Annotated in this window: 18 protein-coding genes; 12 read left to right on the forward strand and 6 right to left on the reverse strand. The window is 44.9% G+C overall.

Annotation, left to right across the window (positions count from 1 at the left end):
- Positions 1-8 precede the first annotated feature (8 nt).
- Together Q3W13_RS04260 and Q3W13_RS04265 are read right to left on the reverse strand one after the other, a co-directional pair.
- A complete protein-coding gene (locus Q3W13_RS04260; RefSeq protein ID WP_368077619.1) occupies positions 9-650 on the reverse strand; it encodes an NTP transferase domain-containing protein in 642 nt (213 codons plus the stop codon).
- On the reverse strand, positions 622-1,794 hold the full coding sequence (locus Q3W13_RS04265) for an XdhC/CoxI family protein (RefSeq protein WP_302861619.1): 1,173 nt from the start codon (positions 1,792-1,794) through the stop codon (positions 622-624). Before Q3W13_RS04265 ends, Q3W13_RS04260 begins: the two co-directional genes overlap by 29 nt.
- Before the next feature lie 241 nt (positions 1,795-2,035).
- On the opposite strand from Q3W13_RS04265, the gene moaA reads away from it, so the two are divergent.
- The 5 genes from moaA (at position 2,036) to Q3W13_RS04290 (ending at position 7,028) form a co-directional block, all read left to right on the forward strand.
- Positions 2,036-3,025, forward strand: coding sequence for a GTP 3',8-cyclase MoaA (moaA, locus tag Q3W13_RS04270; protein ID WP_302861620.1), 990 nt, complete (start codon positions 2,036-2,038; stop codon positions 3,023-3,025).
- Positions 3,026-3,041: 16 nt separating this feature from the next.
- Positions 3,042-4,238, forward strand: coding sequence for a molybdopterin molybdotransferase MoeA (locus Q3W13_RS04275; RefSeq protein ID WP_302861621.1), 1,197 nt, complete (start codon positions 3,042-3,044; stop codon positions 4,236-4,238).
- A gap of 116 nt (positions 4,239-4,354) precedes the next feature.
- Entirely contained in the window at positions 4,355-4,825 is a 471-nt protein-coding gene (gene moaC / locus Q3W13_RS04280; protein ID WP_302861622.1) for a cyclic pyranopterin monophosphate synthase MoaC, read from the forward strand.
- Positions 4,785-5,969, forward strand: coding sequence for an NTP transferase domain-containing protein (locus tag Q3W13_RS04285; RefSeq protein WP_302861623.1), 1,185 nt, complete (start codon positions 4,785-4,787; stop codon positions 5,967-5,969). The genes moaC and Q3W13_RS04285 overlap by 41 nt, the downstream gene beginning before the upstream one ends.
- 6 nt (positions 5,970-5,975) lie before the next feature.
- A complete protein-coding gene (locus Q3W13_RS04290) occupies positions 5,976-7,028 on the forward strand; it encodes a HesA/MoeB/ThiF family protein (RefSeq protein ID WP_302861624.1) in 1,053 nt (350 codons plus the stop codon).
- A 63-nt stretch (positions 7,029-7,091) separates the two neighbouring features.
- Here Q3W13_RS04290 and Q3W13_RS04295 read toward each other — a convergent pair whose 3' ends face one another.
- Both Q3W13_RS04295 and Q3W13_RS04300 read right to left on the reverse strand, forming a co-directional pair.
- Positions 7,092-7,511 (reverse strand): molybdenum cofactor biosynthesis protein MoaE, encoded by a 420-nt coding sequence (locus Q3W13_RS04295; protein WP_302861625.1) that lies wholly within the window; start codon positions 7,509-7,511, stop codon positions 7,092-7,094.
- A gap of 120 nt (positions 7,512-7,631) precedes the next feature.
- Complete coding sequence (locus Q3W13_RS04300) at positions 7,632-7,874, reverse strand: MoaD/ThiS family protein (RefSeq protein WP_302861627.1); 243 nt, start codon at positions 7,872-7,874, stop codon at positions 7,632-7,634.
- 152 nt (positions 7,875-8,026) lie between these two features.
- On the opposite strand from Q3W13_RS04300, the gene fdhD reads away from it, so the two are divergent.
- From fdhD to Q3W13_RS04320, 4 genes are read left to right on the forward strand one after another with little or no spacing between them, the layout of a single operon-like run.
- Entirely contained in the window at positions 8,027-8,887 is an 861-nt protein-coding gene (gene fdhD / locus Q3W13_RS04305; RefSeq protein ID WP_302861628.1) for a formate dehydrogenase accessory sulfurtransferase FdhD, read from the forward strand.
- Between the two features lie 10 nt (positions 8,888-8,897).
- Complete coding sequence (locus Q3W13_RS04310; protein ID WP_302861631.1) at positions 8,898-9,227, forward strand: hypothetical protein; 330 nt, start codon at positions 8,898-8,900, stop codon at positions 9,225-9,227.
- On the forward strand, positions 9,224-11,569 hold the full coding sequence (locus Q3W13_RS04315; RefSeq protein ID WP_302861632.1) for an FdhF/YdeP family oxidoreductase: 2,346 nt from the start codon (positions 9,224-9,226) through the stop codon (positions 11,567-11,569). The genes Q3W13_RS04310 and Q3W13_RS04315 overlap by 4 nt, the downstream gene beginning before the upstream one ends.
- Before the next feature lie 2 nt (positions 11,570-11,571).
- Positions 11,572-12,147: a histidine phosphatase family protein gene (locus Q3W13_RS04320; protein WP_302861634.1), complete on the forward strand. Its 576-nt coding sequence runs from the start codon at positions 11,572-11,574 to the stop codon at positions 12,145-12,147.
- A gap of 68 nt (positions 12,148-12,215) precedes the next feature.
- Here Q3W13_RS04320 and Q3W13_RS04325 read toward each other — a convergent pair whose 3' ends face one another.
- Positions 12,216-12,413, reverse strand: a complete 198-nt coding sequence (locus Q3W13_RS04325) for a hypothetical protein (RefSeq protein ID WP_302861636.1) — start codon at positions 12,411-12,413, stop codon at positions 12,216-12,218.
- Between the two features lie 917 nt (positions 12,414-13,330).
- Between Q3W13_RS04325 and Q3W13_RS04330 the strand changes: the two genes are divergently transcribed.
- From Q3W13_RS04330 to Q3W13_RS04340, 3 genes are all read left to right on the forward strand, one after another.
- A complete protein-coding gene (locus tag Q3W13_RS04330) occupies positions 13,331-14,401 on the forward strand; it encodes an AAA family ATPase (RefSeq protein WP_302861637.1) in 1,071 nt (356 codons plus the stop codon).
- Positions 14,402-14,534: 133 nt separating this feature from the next.
- On the forward strand, positions 14,535-15,551 hold the full coding sequence (locus Q3W13_RS04335; protein ID WP_302861638.1) for a DUF6371 domain-containing protein: 1,017 nt from the start codon (positions 14,535-14,537) through the stop codon (positions 15,549-15,551).
- Positions 15,552-15,695: 144 nt separating this feature from the next.
- Positions 15,696-16,142 (forward strand): very short patch repair endonuclease, encoded by a 447-nt coding sequence (locus tag Q3W13_RS04340; protein WP_302861654.1) that lies wholly within the window; start codon positions 15,696-15,698, stop codon positions 16,140-16,142.
- A gap of 1 nt (position 16,143) precedes the next feature.
- On the opposite strand, the gene Q3W13_RS04345 is transcribed toward Q3W13_RS04340, so the two are convergent.
- Positions 16,144-17,151, reverse strand: coding sequence for a BsuBI/PstI family type II restriction endonuclease (locus Q3W13_RS04345; protein ID WP_302861640.1), 1,008 nt, complete (start codon positions 17,149-17,151; stop codon positions 16,144-16,146).
- Positions 17,152-17,302 lie beyond the last annotated feature (151 nt).

A 17,302-nucleotide genomic window follows, 5' to 3' on the forward strand; every position in this document is an offset into this window, starting at 1 on the left:
CGTTATGCCTATCGACGAGATTGCTTCATTTCCTCGCAAAGATTTTTACTAGTTAACCTCTGAAAATCCTCAACAGTATCAATATCCACACATCCCAGTTCAAAAGGGATAGTGGTAACGTCCGGCTTATGCTTCAGCATCAAATGCTTGGCTCCTTCATTTCCTTTTAGCGCCAATAATTCCGGGAAATAATATCTACCAAAAAACGCAGGTGGCCCTGTAGTTTCGTTATATCCGCTGGCAACTATTGTTTCCTGTTTACCTGCCGCAATTAGCTTTTGCAAAATATTCTCATCCACATAAGGCTGGTCGCATAGCATTAAGACTGCTGAATTTGCCTGGGGATGTTTTTTTTCCAGATGTTGAATTCCTGTCCGAATGGAAGACGATATACCTTCCTGCCAATCAGCATTGAAAATAATATCAACTTCAAAATTTCCGAGTGCAGGCTTTATCAAATTGGCATTGCCGCCCAATACAACAATAACAGGCCCGCAATTTATCCGAAGAGCTGTGTGTATAGTACGTTGCAAAAGTGTTTGCCCGCTGAAAATCAAATTCTGCTTTGGTTTGCCCAATCTGCTTGACGAGCCGGCAGCGAGTATAATTATTCCGGTCATTTCAATCAGTGGATTTGAGGTCAAAGGCATTCACTTCCTGTACAATATTTCTGATATGACGGTTATGTACGCTCTTTTTATCCCTCAAAGAATTTATGCTACGTTTATTTAGCACCGCCTGGATCTCTGCAATAATTGACAAGGCGATTTCATCAGCATTATCGGAACCTATGTCGATACCCGCGGGGCCGTAAATACTTTGGAGCTGTTTATCGGTTATTATCAAGCCATCCGATCTAAACTCATCTACCATGCGGTCAAGCCGTTTTTTTGGCCCAAGCGTTGCAACATACGGCAGCTGTAAAGGCAGCAACTGCCGGAGTACCGTCATATCGTAATTGTAATTATGAGTCATCAAAACCAGTGCCGTTCGCTCGTCCGTATTAAATTGCGATAAAACCTGTTCCGGTTTAGCAGTGATGATTTTGTGGGCTAAGGGAAAACGGTTGTGCACGGCATAATTTGCCCGGCCGTCAATTAATGTAACCTGCCAGCCTAAAACCGACGCAATTAGTACCAATGGGATAGCATCATTTCCGGCGCCAAAAATTACAAGCGACACGGCTGGGTGCAACAACTCAATAAAGCAGGTGTAGCCATTACCATAGATATAGGTTTTAGTCACCGAATTCCCATTTTTTAGTACGTCTTCCGCATCTGTTAAAACTGCATCTGCTATCTCCAGGTCGGCGATGGAGCCGGTGGTATGTTTATCCTCAGTCATCAGGAGACGAGTACCGGGTTGAGATCCGTGACGGTTATCCAGTGAAAATATCGTTACCAGCACCGCAGGCTCCCTGGCGGACAAAAAAGATTTGAAAAGACTTATCGGTGAACTTTCATTTCCATGAAAGAGGGGCTCAATTAAAATATGGATAATGCCGTTACAACCCAATCCAACGCCAAATTTTGCATCGTCATCGTCGGTTGTGTCGTAAGTTACCAGCATAGGCTTGCTTTGCGCCATCGCCAAACGCGCTTTTCGTAAAGCATCGCCTTCCAGGCAGCCACCACTAATAGCGCCGGTAAGGTGGCCATCTTCCGTTATCAGCATGCGCGCCCCCGCCCGCCGGTATGATGAGCCCTCAACCAGTACCACAGTCGCCAGGGCGGTTTGCCGGCCCGCTTTTACGGCTTTATCATATGCCTTTATAATGTTTTGTAGCTCTTTCAAGTGCCGAACGTTGGATTAACAAATATAAAGTAAGCTGTGCAATTATTCTCGACCCGCGCCCCTTTGTAATTAATACGTTATTAATTGTATAAAAAGTACAATCTGTAAACAATAGCCTAACTTGTAATGGCTATCTTTACCATAATAATTCTGCTGTCACAGATACGACACTTTGTGGGCAGGAGGCCGGCAGATCCGGAGACACAAAGTATTGTGTCTCTAAGTTAAAATACATTTACCATTGTTAACAGATAACCACGGACGAAAAATTAATTACCTGCGCCTTGCGGTGACAGACCGCTGCAATCTGCGCTGTTTTTACTGTATGCCGGAAGACGGAATAAACTGGCTTTCCCGTTCGGAATTGATGACTTACGAAGAAATGCTGCGTTGCTGTTCAATGTTGGTTCAAATGGGTGTAGTTAAAATACGCATAACCGGCGGGGAGCCTTTTGTTCGTAAGGATATTATGAAATTAATCACGAATCTTTCAAAGTTGCAGGATCTTGATGAGCTTACGATCACTACCAATGGAATTTTAACCGCGCCGCATGTTGCTGAATTGAAAGCATTGGGTGTCCGTTCAGTAAATTTAAGTTTGGATACGCTTCACCCCGGGCGCTTTTTCAGCATCACCAGGCGTGATGAATTTGCCAACGTAATGACTACGTTCGACAAACTGCTAAAGCACGACATAGAAGTAAAAATAAATGCAGTGGTGATGGATGGTAAGAACATACAGGACATTAATCCAATGGTGGAACTGACGCGACACTTGCCGGTAAGTGTGCGGTTTATAGAAGAGATGCCGTTTAATGGCAACGGACATGATTATAACGGTTTGAAATGGGATTACCTGCGGATTTTGAATGAAATTAAAAGCACTTATCCGGACATCAAAAAACTTGACGATCCGCAATATTCTACTGCTTATAATTATCAAATCCCAGGGCATAAAGGTAAGGTGGGTATTATTGCCGCCTACTCAAGGACATTTTGCGGGACTTGTAACCGTATACGAATTACGCCTGACGGTGAACTGAAAACTTGTTTATATGACAATGGCGTATTAAATATCAAAGATTTAATGCGGCAAAACATCGGTGACGGTGATTTAAAGGATATATTATTGAATGCCTTTAACAAAAGGCCGAAAGATGGATGGGAAGCCGAGCGCCGGCGGACAGAGAAGGCTGGTATACATGAGTCGATGGCGACAATAGGTGGTTAACAACTAATCTGTTTTTATGATAATAGTTGAGGAAGCTGAAAAAATAATATTGAGCCAGGCAGGTGATTATGGAGCGGAAATTATTCCGTTTGAACTTGCTGCGGGTAGAGTACTTGCCGAAAATATAAAAGCCGACCGCGATCTGCCACCATTTAACCGTGTAACGATGGACGGCATTGCTGTCAATTTTGATGCAATTGAGGCGGGTAACAGCACTTTTAAAATTAAAGCAACGCAGGCAGCCGGCGACGAACCTGTTGAAATAGAGGACCATGATCAATGTATAGAAATAATGACGGGGGCTGTGCTGCCAGGAACTGCTGATACCATTATTCGCTATGAAGACCTGGAACTGAGGGCAGGCTTAGCTACTTTAGTAACCCATGAAATAAAACGCGGGCAAAATATTCATTACAAGGGACGGGACAAGAAGCAGAACGACGTGGTGGCTTCTATTGGTCAGTTAATAACACCGGCATTGATCAGCATGGTCGCATCTGTTGGTGAAACCGAATTAAGGGTACAGAAACTGCCAAGGGTTGCTATACTGTCGTCAGGAGATGAATTGGTTGACGTGGGACATAGCCCTGAACCTCACCAGATCAGGCTATCCAATAGTTATGCGATGAAAGCTGTTTTACGAGAACACCAGGTAGACGCAGTAGCTATGCACCTACCCGATGATCCTGAGGTCATCAGGAAACGAATTAAAAACTGCCTCGAAAACTACGATGTCATTTTGCTGAGCGGCGGTATATCGATGGGTAAATTTGATTATATCCCTAAGGCCCTGGAAGAATTGGGAGTAGAACAGCTGTTTTATAAAGTTCAGCAACGCCCCGGCAAGCCCTTTTGGTTCGGTAAACATCCTAAGGGCCAATTGATATTTGCATTTCCGGGCAATCCGGTAGCTGCATTCATGTGTGTACATCGCTATTTTTTGCCCTGGCTGAATGCCTCGCTGGGAAAAGAAGTAAAGCCACAAACGCGTGCGGTATTAAACGGCCGCGTAAGCTTCCCGCATCCGCTCAAATACTTTTTACAGGTAAAGCTGCACCAAAATGAATACTGTCAGCTGGTAGCAACGCCGGTAGAGGGCAACGGTTCAGGAGATTTTGCTAATCTTACAGACATTGATGCTTTCATGGAGTTGCCGTCGGGCAGGAATGAATTTAAAAAAGGAGAGGTTTTCACGGTATGGCCAATTGTGTGAACCATCATTAAAAGATTTAAGTATAGATAGTTGCCTGTATGATTTAGAAGCCGGATAATTCTTACTCCTGGTAAATCAAGGTTCAATAGTCCGTGAAATCATAATAACAATATGAAATGCTAAGTCATCTGGATAAAAATAATAATCCGTCTATGGTTGACGTAACGGAAAAGCCGGTTACTTACCGCACCGCTACAGCCCGCAGCATTGTATCACTTCCGGCTGAGGTTTTGGCCTTATTAATTAATGGTGACCTGCAATCAAAAAAAGGTCCCGTATTTCAAACGGCCATCATTGCGGGAATAATGGCAGCGAAAAAGACCGGTGATTTAATACCGCTTTGCCACCCGCTGGGATTGGATAACTGCAATATCGCTATCAGTATAAATGAAGAGCAGGATGTTGTTATAAATTGTACAACGAGCATTACAGCAAAAACAGGAGTGGAGATGGAGGCGTTAGTGGGCGCATCAATTGCGTCGCTTACCATTTATGATATGTGCAAGGCAATGAGCCATGATATTGTTATAAAAGAAACCAAACTAATTGAAAAAACGGGAGGTAAACGTGACTTTAAAAGAGCATAAGCCCCACGAAAAGCACACGGCGCTTTCGCGGCCAGCGTTTGGTACATTCCATCGCAATGAATGGGCAATCGTCGGTGGCCATTGCACCGTCATTAAATTGCTTGCCGACCAGGTGATTAGCGCATTGTCATCGGCCTATAAATGTGCTTACATTGATACCGCGCATAACGATGATATTACGGTATTGCCGGGCCGGCTTGCCAGTGGGGCTGTTTTGGACATGGTCGACCAGGTTAATTATCGCAGGTTAGACTATTCCGGTGATTTCAACAACTTTAAGCTAAGGGAAACCTTTTCGTTTGCCGATATTGTTATAGCCAATGGTAATCATCATGAATGTAAAGCGCAGGTGGTTATTATTGCCGAAAATAAGAGAGCGTCGTTGCAGAAGCGGGCTAGCCAGTTAACCAATGTGCAGCTTATTCTTTTGTCGGAAAACATGCAGGACGTTTTCGATTTTGTAAAGGAGGCGGTGCCGAATTGGCAGCAGATACCCATTTGCAGCATAAATGATACAGACACGATTATTTCATTTTTCAAATCAAAAATGCTTTCTTTTAAGCCTGTTTTGAATGGATTGGTACTTGCCGGCGGGCAAAGCCGGCGAATGGGGTTTGATAAAGGTTCGTTTAACTGGCATGGTAAACCGCAGCGCTACTATGCCGCTGATATGTTAAAAACGTTTTGCAGTGAAGTCTATATATCCTGCCGTACAGATCAGCAGGCGGAGATTAAGAACGATTACCCAAGCCTGCCGGATACCTTTGCAGGGCTTGGCCCATATGGGGCTATACTGTCTGCATTCCGGTATAATCCGGACAGCGCATGGCTGGTTTTAGCATCAGACTTGCCCTTGATGGATGAACAAACCTTGCGATTTTTGGTTAATAGCCGTAACATTTCATCCGTCGCAACGACTTATAAGAGTCCGCAAACCGGGCTTCCGGAGCCTCTGATAACTATTTGGGAGCCTAAAAGCTACCCGTTGCTCCTGTCTTTTTTGGCGCAGGGTTATTCGTGCCCGAGAAAGGTTTTGATTAACAGTGAATGCAATATACTGAACGCTATGAACCCTGATGCGCTGACAAATGTAAATACGCCGGAAGAAATGGAAAGGATCAAAAATTTGTTACATCAAAATTAGAACCTGATGAATTCAGAATTTTTACGTTACAGTTGCCAGATAGCATTGCCGGGTTTTACCGAACACGGCCAGCAATTACTACAGGATGCCAGAGTTTTGGTAATAGGAGCAGGCGGCTTAGGGTGCCCTGCGGCGCAGTACCTTGCCGGAGCGGGCATTGGCACGCTGGGCATAGCCGATTTTGATACTGTTTCGGAAACCAATCTGCACCGGCAGGTTTTATATGGTCCGGCAGATTTTGGCAGGAAAAAGGTGGAGGTGGCTTGCGAAAGATTGCAAAAGCACAACCCTGGAATAAAACTCGTGCCGCATGACATGCGCATCACTTCGCAAAATGTAATGGAGCTGATTGCTGATTACGATATTCTTGTGGACGGTACGGATAATTTTGAGACGCGTTATTTACTAAATGATGCGGCAGTACTTAGAGGCATCCCGGTTGTGTACGGGGCCATTTACCAGTTTGAAGGACAGGCGGCCGTGTGGAATGTTAAGACCAGCCGCGGAAAATCGCCTAATTACCGTGATCTTTTTCCGACAGTTAATGCATGGCAGATACCCAATTGTGCCGATGGTGGCGTGATACCTACGTTGGCCGGCATTATAGGTTGTATGCAGGCGAATGAAGTGATTAAATATGTCACCAAAACCGGCGAACTGCTCGCAGGAAAGATTTTGGTGTTTGATGCACAGACGCTGCAAAGCCGTGTAATTAAAATCGGGGATCAGACACAGGTGCATATCTCCAAACTTGTTGAAACGATAGAAATACCAACATTAACGGCAGAAGAGTTAAAAAAAGAACTGGCTAATAACTCGGTTAACTTGATCGATGTAAGAACAGCCGAAGAACGCGAAGAGCTTAATTTTGGCGGAGACCACATCGCTATTTCGGAAATATTAAATCACGTTGACGAAATTGCCAAAAATAGTAAAACTGTATTTTATTGCGCTACAGGAAAACGTAGCGCAGAAGCTGTGAAAATTGTCAAAAACAAATACCCGGATGCAAATGTGTTTACACTGGAAGGCGGGACGCGGTTCATGGAACCGGATTAGGCAATTTTAGAGGGTGGTGATAACCTTGAATATCTTCGGCATCAATCAGTTGCTGATAGAAACTCAAGGATGAGCTCCCACCCAAACTTCACCATCTTCAAAAAACTCTTTTTTCCAGATTGGAACTGTTTGTTTTAATGTATCGATGATGTAGCGGCAGGCATCAAACGCCGCAGCCCGATGAGCAGCTGATACGGCGATAACAACTGGCACTTCCCCGACTTGAAGTATGCCCGTGCGATGATGAATTAACACCTTTTGAACCGGCCATTTTTTAAAAGCCTGTGCGGCGATTTTTTCCATTTCGCAAATGGCCATTGGCTCGTAGGCTTCAAATTCCAGCCTAATCACTTTTTTACCTTTGGTTTGATTGCGGACGGTGCCAATAAACACATCTATTCCACCGGATTCAGGAGACATCACCCAATCGATAACGTATTGGACATTGAGCGGAAACGGAAATATTTGGAAGTTGGTATTCAAATGATTTTTTTTTGACGATTTGGTCACTGCGAACGACGGGTGACTAAAACAACTCCGACGTTAGACGAATTCGTTAAGGATAGCGAGGTTTGTTTCGCTATCGTTCGCGATGCTATGTTATCACCCGCCGCTTACCGGCGGGATTATCGCTATTTCATCACGTTCGTGCAGGCTATCGCCTGGTAATGCATATTCGTTATTTACCGCCACCATGTACGATGCGAGCTGCTTTAGCTGTGGATATTGTTGTTCGAGCAGATACTTCAAATTATACACGGTAGAATCATTCGCCATTTCTAAATTAACCGACGTGCTCCCGAAAATATCCTTAGCAATGCCGAACGCCAGAATTTTAATTTTCATGCTTCAAAATTAGAGTAAATTGTAATAATAACAGGTTGCTGCTTTTAAAATATTTGCGCGTATATTTATCCTGCAAACAATCTATCTGAACATTGGTTTTTCAATTGGATTGTGGTTTTATCGCCACCTCTTCAATCTCAATTCTCATTTCTATGTCCGTAATTAATGTCCCGGTCACCAAAGTAAACAACGCTGACTGCCTTGAAACTAGCGATGCGCTGGCGATAGAGGAGCCGATGGAAATCCGTCTGGAATATAAAGTAGATGACGAGCTGAAGAATCAAAGCGTATCTGTTACCATGCGTACCCCGGGAAATGACGCAGAACTTGCAGCCGGCTTTCTGTTTACTGAAGGAATTGTAGGTAGTGCCGGCGACATAGCTAACATAGATCATTGCTTTATCGCCTGCGCTGAAAACAAGGAAAACGTAATCCAGGTGAAGCTGAAAGAAGGTATTGCCCCTGATTTAAAAAATACCGGGCGCAATTTTTATACAACATCGAGCTGCGGGGTATGCGGGAAGGGTTCTATTGATGCTATCCGGACCGTCGGTAGTTTCATTGTCCAAAATGAGGATTTGATTTCTGCAGATAGCGAACTTTTGTATACATTACCTGATATTCTGCTTGGTCATCAGCGGATTTTTGGCGAAACCGGCGGTTTGCACGCATCAGCGTTATTTAGTCTTGATGGTGAATTGTTGCTGGTACGCGAAGATGTGGGCAGGCATAATGCGTTGGATAAGCTTATCGGCGCTGCATTGAAGCAAGGCATACTGCCATTAGATAATCATATCCTGCTGCTGAGCGGTCGCGCCAGTTTTGAGTTGGTGCAGAAAGCGGTAATGGCAGGTATCAAAATAATCGCTGCGGTAGGTGCGCCGTCAAGCCTGGCGGTTGAACTGGCGGCGGAGTTTAACGTTACGCTCGCTGGTTTTTTGCGGAACCGGCGTTTTAATATTTACACCGCGGGTCGCCGTATTTTATTTCCAGTACATGAAGGTTCGAATTAAACACAACTCTGTGAGATACCGGCTTACGCGGTCGGATATCTCAACTCTGGCGCAAGAGAAAAGAATTAGCGATAGCGTCGACTTTGGCTTGCAGCAGTTAATTTATGAGCTGCAGGTGGTTGATGATTATGCACTGTCATCCACCTATAACAACGATACGATAACCCTTTATATACCACAACGCATGGTTACTGAACTTATAGAAACCGATAAGGTGGGTTTTGAAAATGAACGCCACATGCCCCATTTACTGATAGAAAAAGATTTTGTATGCCTGGATGATACTGCCGAAGACCAAAGCGACAATTACCCTAACCCTTTAGCTGCGAAGAAAATATGAAGAAAGAGACAGAAATACCGGCTGAAGAAAATCCCGAGGAACTGCTTAATTTAGAAAAACATGAACCCAAAAAATGGGCGGCGGGTATCCCTGCCGTAGCCGAGGCGGGCAAAGATATTTTAAAGGAGGCCGGTTTTGTGCGTGGGATGAAGGGGTTGTTCCACATGAATAAAAAAGGAGGTTTTGACTGTTCTGGCTGCGCCTGGCCTGACCCTGATGATGAGCGTTCGCCTATTGCCGAATACTGTGAAAATGGCGCTAAAGCCTTAGCTGAAGAAGCCACTACTAAAAAGCTAACCCCGGATTTTTTCGCTCAAAACTCAGTAAGCGACCTTGCGAAACTTAACGATTATGAAATAGGCAAGAAAGGCCGCATTGCACAACCCATGTTTTTGCCAAAAGGAGCGACGCACTACCAGCCGATAAGTTGGGACGATGCCTTTAAGAAAATCGCTATAGAACTAAATGCGCTTAAATCTCCGGATGAAGCCGTGTTTTATACATCTGGCCGAACCGGCAATGAAGCTTCGTTTACCTATCAGTTATTTGTAAAGGAATTCGGTACCAATAATATGCCCGACTGCTCCAATATGTGCCACGAATCGTCAGGAGTAGCTTTATCTGAAACTATTGGTATTGGCAAAGGCACAGTAACGCTGGACGATTTCAACCACGCTGAAGTGATCATGATTATGGGGCAAAATCCGGGCACCAATCACCCGCGCATGCTTACGGCGTTAGAAAAGGCCAAGCAGAGAGGAGCGAAGATAATTGCCGTTAACCCATTGCATGAGGCTGGTTTGATGGCCTTTAAAAATCCGCAGACTGTAAAGGGTTTGATGGGCATCAGCACGCAACTGGCCGATGTATATTTACAGGTAAAAATAAATGGCGATATGGCCCTGCTTAAGGCCATTGAAAAACTGCTTTATGCTGCCGAGCAGCAATTTCCGGGTCAGGTATTTGATAGGCAGTTCATCAGCGACAGGACAACGGGTTACATGCATTTTGTTGACAGTCTTGAAGATTATAGCCTGGAAGAACTTGCTGCGGAAAGTGGTGTTATGCTGAGTCAGATTGAAGAGGCAGTTGAAATATTAAAGCATAAATACAAAATTATTATCTGCTGGGCTATGGGGATTACCCAGCATGTTAATGGTGTAGATACAATAAAGGAAATCTTAAACCTCGCCCTGCTGAAAGGCAGCATTGGTAAGCCTGGCGCTGGGATGTGCCCGGTACGCGGACATAGCAATGTGCAGGGAAACCGCACCATGTGGATTTGGGAAAAGCCAAAAAAGGAATGGCTGGATAAAATAAAGGAGGTGTTTGGGTTTGAGCCGCCGCGTGAGCACGGACTGGATGTGGTGGAGTCTATAAAAGCGATGCACGAAGGCAAGTTGAAAGTGTTTTTTGCGATGGGCGGCAATTTTATATCTTCTACGCCTGACACTGTTTATACAGCCGAAGCGTTGCGTAATATGAAATTAACCGTGCATGTCTCTACTAAACTGAACCGGAGCCACCTGGTACATGGAGAGGAGGCGATCATCCTGCCGACGTTGTCGCATAGCGACAAGGACGTGATAAATGGCGAAGCTCAGTTTATCACTTGTGAGAATTCGATGGGTGTAGTGCAAATGTCAAAAGGGATACTGGAACCCGTATCTAAAGAATTGATAAGTGAAAATCAGATAGTTTGCAGATTGGCCAAGGCAACGCTGGGTAAACGGGCAAAGGTTGATTGGGGTTTATTTGAAAACAGCTACGATGCTGTGCGGGATGCTATTGCTAAAGTTGTACCAGGTTGCGAAGATTATAATAATAAGGTAAGGCAGCCGGCTGGCTTCTATCTGCCTAATGCTCCTCGCGAAGGGAAGTTCGAGGGTGCCGGTTTTAAAGGTAAGGCGCCATTTAGCATCACTAAGCTACCGGAAAATAAGCCCGGCGAAAATGAATACATGATGACCACCATCCGTAGCCACGACCAGTTTAATACTACGATTTATGGCCTTAACGACCGGTATCGTGGTGTTGATAACGAGCGCCGCGTTATTTTTATGAACCCTGCCGACATGATGCAAGCAGGTTTTAAAGACGGCGAAAAAGTCGATCTGTTTAATTATCATGGCGGCAAGGAGCGGGTTGCAAGGCTATTTGTTGTTGTGCCATACAATATCCCGAAAGGAAATACCGCGACTTATTTCCCCGAAACAAACGTTCTGGTACCTATTGACAGCGTGGCTTTAAAAAGCAACACGCCAACTTCTAAGCTTATATTTATTAAAATCAGAAAACACCTCGCAGAAGAATCAAAAATTAAAAATCAAGAGTCAAGATAAAAATGAAACGTACAAGAGTTTACCTGGAAAAGTTCATAATGCTTGTTATATTCCTGTTTTTAACAGTTGGCCTTTGCTCAACTGCAAAAGCGCAGGGCGATAACCTGAGAGTTGTTTTTGTACGGCATGGTGAAAAAGACGCCACGGGCGATAATTTGAATTGCCGGGGTCTTAACCGGGCTATGCAATTGCCGGGGGTTATCGTATCTAAATTCGGTACGCCGGCCAAGATTTACGCGCCATCTATCAATTCAAAAAAATCTACAGGTCATGCACGCATGTTTCAAACTGCTACGCCCCTGGCCGTTAAATATAGCCTGAAAATTAACACGCAATATGATGTAGAAGACTATGAAGCGCTGGCCCAAAACTTAAAAGGTCAGTCCGGAACAATAGTGATAGTGTGGGAACACAAAGCCATGGACAATATCCTAAAGGCTCTGGGTGTAAAAATGCATGGCATGAAATGGGGCGACAATGATTTCGACAGTATTTGGGTGGTAACGTTTAAAAACGGCAAAGCCAGATTGGCTACTGATACAGAAGGATTGCACCCTGCGGGAAACTGCGCGTTTTAGCTGGTTTCCGATAAAGATTCCATCCGACAGTTCAAGCTGAAACTTTGGATATGACCGGAAATATAGGTTTATCCAAACATCGCTACAAACAATTCGCCGTTATCGGTATCGAGGCGATAGTTGCTCAGCATAAAAAGTTTTTCGTTAATATTTAGGCGTTCAGGATTACCTTTTGCAGGGCAATCACAATTACTGTCGTTACTCGGGCTGTTGCTGATAGGTATGGTAGTATCCTCGCCTGGGATCGTTGGAGATTGAGTGTTCATGGCTTTAAAATTTAATGTCCTGCAAAGATATTCCTGACCGCGTGGCAGAAAGAGTCAAACCCAGCGAAACTGCAGAACTTCTCGGTAAAAGAAGGATTTTTAGCGGTGAAAGATATCACCTCGTTTACTATTTGGAAGATTCTTTTCCGTATCCGGCGTTTATTGGAAATAAAGCTATCAGCCGGTTACACAGACCCAAAATCAGGGAATTTCATTCCGGTCGTGGCCGGCAAAAGTGTTACCGGTTTGCCTGTGAGACAAATCTACTACTGGCCCCAAAAATGACGGTAAGCCCGCGACGAAAGGGAAGGCTATGCTGTTAGCCAGCTATGATGATGGTACTAATATTGTTTTTTGAAAACGCCGGGCCGGTGCTTCGCTACTCCCGCCAGTCCCGCTATCCGCTTATACTGCGCAGGCCTTAAGCACAGGCCTGCACTGTAGCCCCCAAAGTGCCGGTATCCGCTGCTATCGGGTTTAGGAAGAGCGGCCTCGCAATTAAATTAAAAATTATTACAGAATATTCTTGATTTATAAAATTATTTCTTTATATTTGTATCGAACTTAATCCTCCGCGCTTATCCGGCTTTAAAGCGTCCGTTTTTTTTGGGGAGTGTAACACTATAAAACAAACGGACACCCTGTTTAAAATCAGTTAACAATTTGCAGCTGGCAGTAAGCAGCAGCCGGTTGGCATTCAAAAGTGTCCGTTTGTTTTGGGGCTGTCTCACTATAAAACAAACGGACACCCGCACACCGCCATAGCACTAAAGGCAATCCTATTAAACGGTATTGCAGGGTCTTTAAAAAAAGGGCTATTGGGGGATTATTTTCTAAATCTCATTCTTTATCACGGTGATACGCGCCAACCATTCGCCTGTGACAATAACACACTGTAACCATTTAAATAACACAATATGAATCATGAAAACAACACAGGTAAAGTGCAATACATTTACCCCGGTACGGCCGATGCCAATTTCGATCACATTATCCCGAAGCAGGATGAGCCGGAAAGCCTGTTCATTACCCGTCCGGCGTCTACCTGGCTTAGCATTGCCGGTAAAAAGCCGGTACCCAAAACACTGTTCGGAAAATTTTGGTACGAAGGCGAGATATGCATACTTTTTGCCGACAGCAACCTTGGTAAATCCATACTGGCGGTACAAATAGGCGTTTGCATTAACACCGGCGAAGCCATGCAGCCCTTTGGCGTGGAGGCGCAGCCGCAACCCGTGCTTTATTTTGATTTTGAGCTGAGCGACAAGCAGTTTGAAGCACGCTACTCCGATAACTACGAACGCCATTTTGCCTTCAATCCGGATTTTTACCGCACAGAAGTTAATGCCGAAACCCCGGTGCCCGAAGGGTTTAAAGACCTTGACGAGTTCCTGGTAGCGGGCCTGGAGCGCGAGATAATTAAAACCAAAGCAAAGGTGGTGATAGTAGATAACCTTACCTACCTGCGCAGCGATACCGAGCAGGCCCGCGATGCACTGCCATTAATGAAGCAGCTAAAGAATTTAAAGAATAAATACGGCCTGTCTATGCTGGTACTGGCGCATACGCCTAAACGCGATTTGTCTCAGCAGATAACACTGAACGATTTGCAGGGCAGCAAGATGCTGATGAACTTTTGCGACAGCGCCTTTACCATAGGCCAGAGCAGCGCCGAAAAAGACCTGCGTTACCTGAAGCAGATTAAACAGCGCAACACCAGCCAGGTGTATGGCTACAGCAATATTTGCCTGTGCCGCATTAACAAGCCCTTTAACTTTTTGCAGTACCAGTTTGCAGGCTACGGCAACGAGCTCGACCACCTGAAAAAGCACGGCGACCGTATGAGCGACGAGGAAATTAATGCCGCGGTTCAGTTACGCACAGAAGGGCTTAGCCTCCGCGAAATCGGCAAAAAGATGGGCATCAACTACCAGAAAGCAGACAGGCTGCTGAAAGCGGCAGAAAAAAGAGCAGGCAGCAGCAGTTAGCAGTAGCCAGTTGGCAGTTAAAACCGTCCGTTTGTTTTAGGATGATACAGGCAGTAAAACAAACGGACGGATTGCCGCTCCCATTACCTCGGTCCGTACTGTGCCACCCCAATCACTCACCAATCAATTAACCATGCATCAACACCGATACACCCTCGAACCTTACAAAGGAAAAGACACCCGCTACATGTGCCCGGCATGCAAACACCGGCGCGATACCTTTACCCGGTACATCGACAACGACACCGGCGAACACCTTGGCGCACACGTAGGGGCCTGCGACCGGCAGGAGAAATGCGGCTACCACTACAAGCCGCACGAATATTTTAAAGACAACCCCGGCGTATGGAAGCCCGGCAAAAGCAACAGCATCAAAATGGACAGCCGACCTGAAAACTTCAGCACCATACCCGAATGCATTATGCAGGGCACACAGCGCGGGTACCACAAAAACAATTTCACCCGGTTCCTGGCACGCATGTTTGGCCCGGGCGAAGCTATCGGCCTGGTTGAAAAATACAAGATAGGCAGCGCAAAATACTGGCCCGGTGCAACAGTTTTCTGGCAGATTGATGTAAACGGCAAGGTACGGACGGGTAAGATAATGCTGTACAGCAGCGCCGATTGCCGCCGGGTGAAAGAGCCTTACAATCATATTGCATGGGCGCATTCTTTGCTGAGTTATGAGGTTAAAGTCAATGGTACTAAGTCGGCGATAACAAATAACTCAATACTCCCGGCTAAAGACTTCAGACTCCGCCAGTGTCTTTTCGGCGAACACCTGCTCCCGCTGGAGCCTTATAAAATAGTGGCCATAACCGAAAGCGAGAAGACGGCCATTATAGCCAGCGCAATGTACCCCAACTATATTTGGCTGGCGGCCGGGAGCCTCGACGGTCTCACCAACCAGAAATGCCAGGTATTAAAGCACCGCACCGTGCGCCTGTATCCCGATATTAACGGTTATGCCAAATGGCGCAGTAAAGCCCACGAGCTGAACCACCGCATCCCCTCGGCAACCTTCACTGTCGACGGCTTTTTACTCCGCACCGCAACCGGCGCAGACCGCCTCCGCGGCGTTGACATTGCCGACAAATGGATAGACGAAAAGCTGATGGAATGGGAAATTGAAAAGGAGCTGGGGTTGTGATGGGGCAGGGGGTGTCCGGGTGTTTTTTTGGGGTGAGGGGTAACGGACGGACGGACGGGGGGGGACTGTGATGCGTTATCTTATTTAGCTATGTTAGTAAAACATTTTTTTTACAGACTTCTTTATTCACTAACACCAGCTAACATGACAGACATACATTCCAGCGAGATACGCAGTTTCAATATGTCACGGATAAGGAGTAAAAATACAACGCCGGAACGCATTATTCGTGCCTTTCTTTTTTCTCACGGTTTCCGTTACCGCATTCATTACAAGAAACTACCTGGAAAACCGGACATAGTTCTGCCAAAATATAAAACCGTAATATTTGTCAATGGATGTTTTTGGCATGGACATGAGAATTGCAGATATTTTAGTATCCCAAAGACCCGATCTGAATACTGGTCTGGGAAGATCGAAAAAAATAAGAGCAAAGACAGGGATGCAGTATTTAAAATCAGAGACAGCGGTTGGGATGTAATTGTAATCTGGGAGTGTGAATTAAAAAGGCTCAGAGCGGAAGAGACGTTAAACAGGATTTTCGATTCCTTAAAGCTAAAAGTTCTGGGACAACCGGCTTCCTCAAAATAGTTTAGGCCTTTTTCTCTGTATAAGGCCCTAAAAATTTGCCACCATTGAAATGTACCAGGTGATCTGGGTTATCGGCTGTCCAAACCTCAGTTTCCCACCCAATATCAGAAATATTTTTACGAAAATCAGCTTTGGACGTAAATGCCGTAACAAATATCATATCTGCAACACAATCCTTCAAGGCCTTTTTTAATTCTAAGATGCGTTCTTCGCTCATCGGGCCAGAAGTATAAAAGGCTTCGATTAAAAAAATCCAATTCTTGTCTTTATTATAGGCGACAACGTCTGGCAAGGAATCGTGAGTTAATTCGAAAAAGCCAAGAGCTCTTAGCTTATCATCATTGCGCAGCAAGTATTTATCCGTTGCATCTCCGATATAAAGGACTTCGCACTGCCCGCCGAAACGTGGCAAAAACTCTTCAATTATTTCCCTTTGGAGTTGATTGTGGCCTCCTCTTGCAAAATCCAGAATATGACCAGTAGACAGCGTAACCCGCACCTTAGGCAAGTCTCGTTTGCGCTGAAGTATTTCACTAAGGCTTGGACGATTTTTATTGAATAGCTTCAGTTTAATGTCCCATTCTTCGGTGTTGTAGTATGTAATAAGGCTTTTAAATTCGCCGCTTAAAGTATACCCCCGGGTGGGGTCATTAGGCGCTGCACCCGGATTGTTGGCACTGTTCAGAACTAAATCTGATAAAACAAGCAGCTTCAAATGTTTGCGGCGAACATCATCATAGGACCCGGATGATATTTTTTCTTCAAAATTTTCATTGATAAACTTTATGATATCCCTGGTTTTGATATGCCGGTGCTCATTTTGTCCCTGAGCTTCTTTCCACGACTTTTTGACTCCCGCTACAGCCAGAAAAGCAAGCGCCATACTTTCTAATCCACGTTCTGTTTTGCCAGAAAATGGAATACCGACGCCGTTTAAAATATCTAAAGCCTCATTAGTCAGTTTTTTTATCGCTTCAGATTTTTTTGAATTTGGTAAATAATTAATCATACTTAAACACTGACTGCAATTATGCTGCAAACTGTGACGACTTTTCCTTCAGGTAACATTCTTTTAGAGCCAGTGCCATACTTTCTAATCCACGTTCTGTTTTGCCAGAAAATGGAATACCGACGCCGTTTAAAATATCTAAAGCCTCATT

It is taken from the genome of Mucilaginibacter sp. L3T2-6, assembly GCF_030519355.1.
In the GTDB taxonomy this organism is placed as follows: Bacteria; Bacteroidota; Bacteroidia; order Sphingobacteriales; family Sphingobacteriaceae; genus Mucilaginibacter.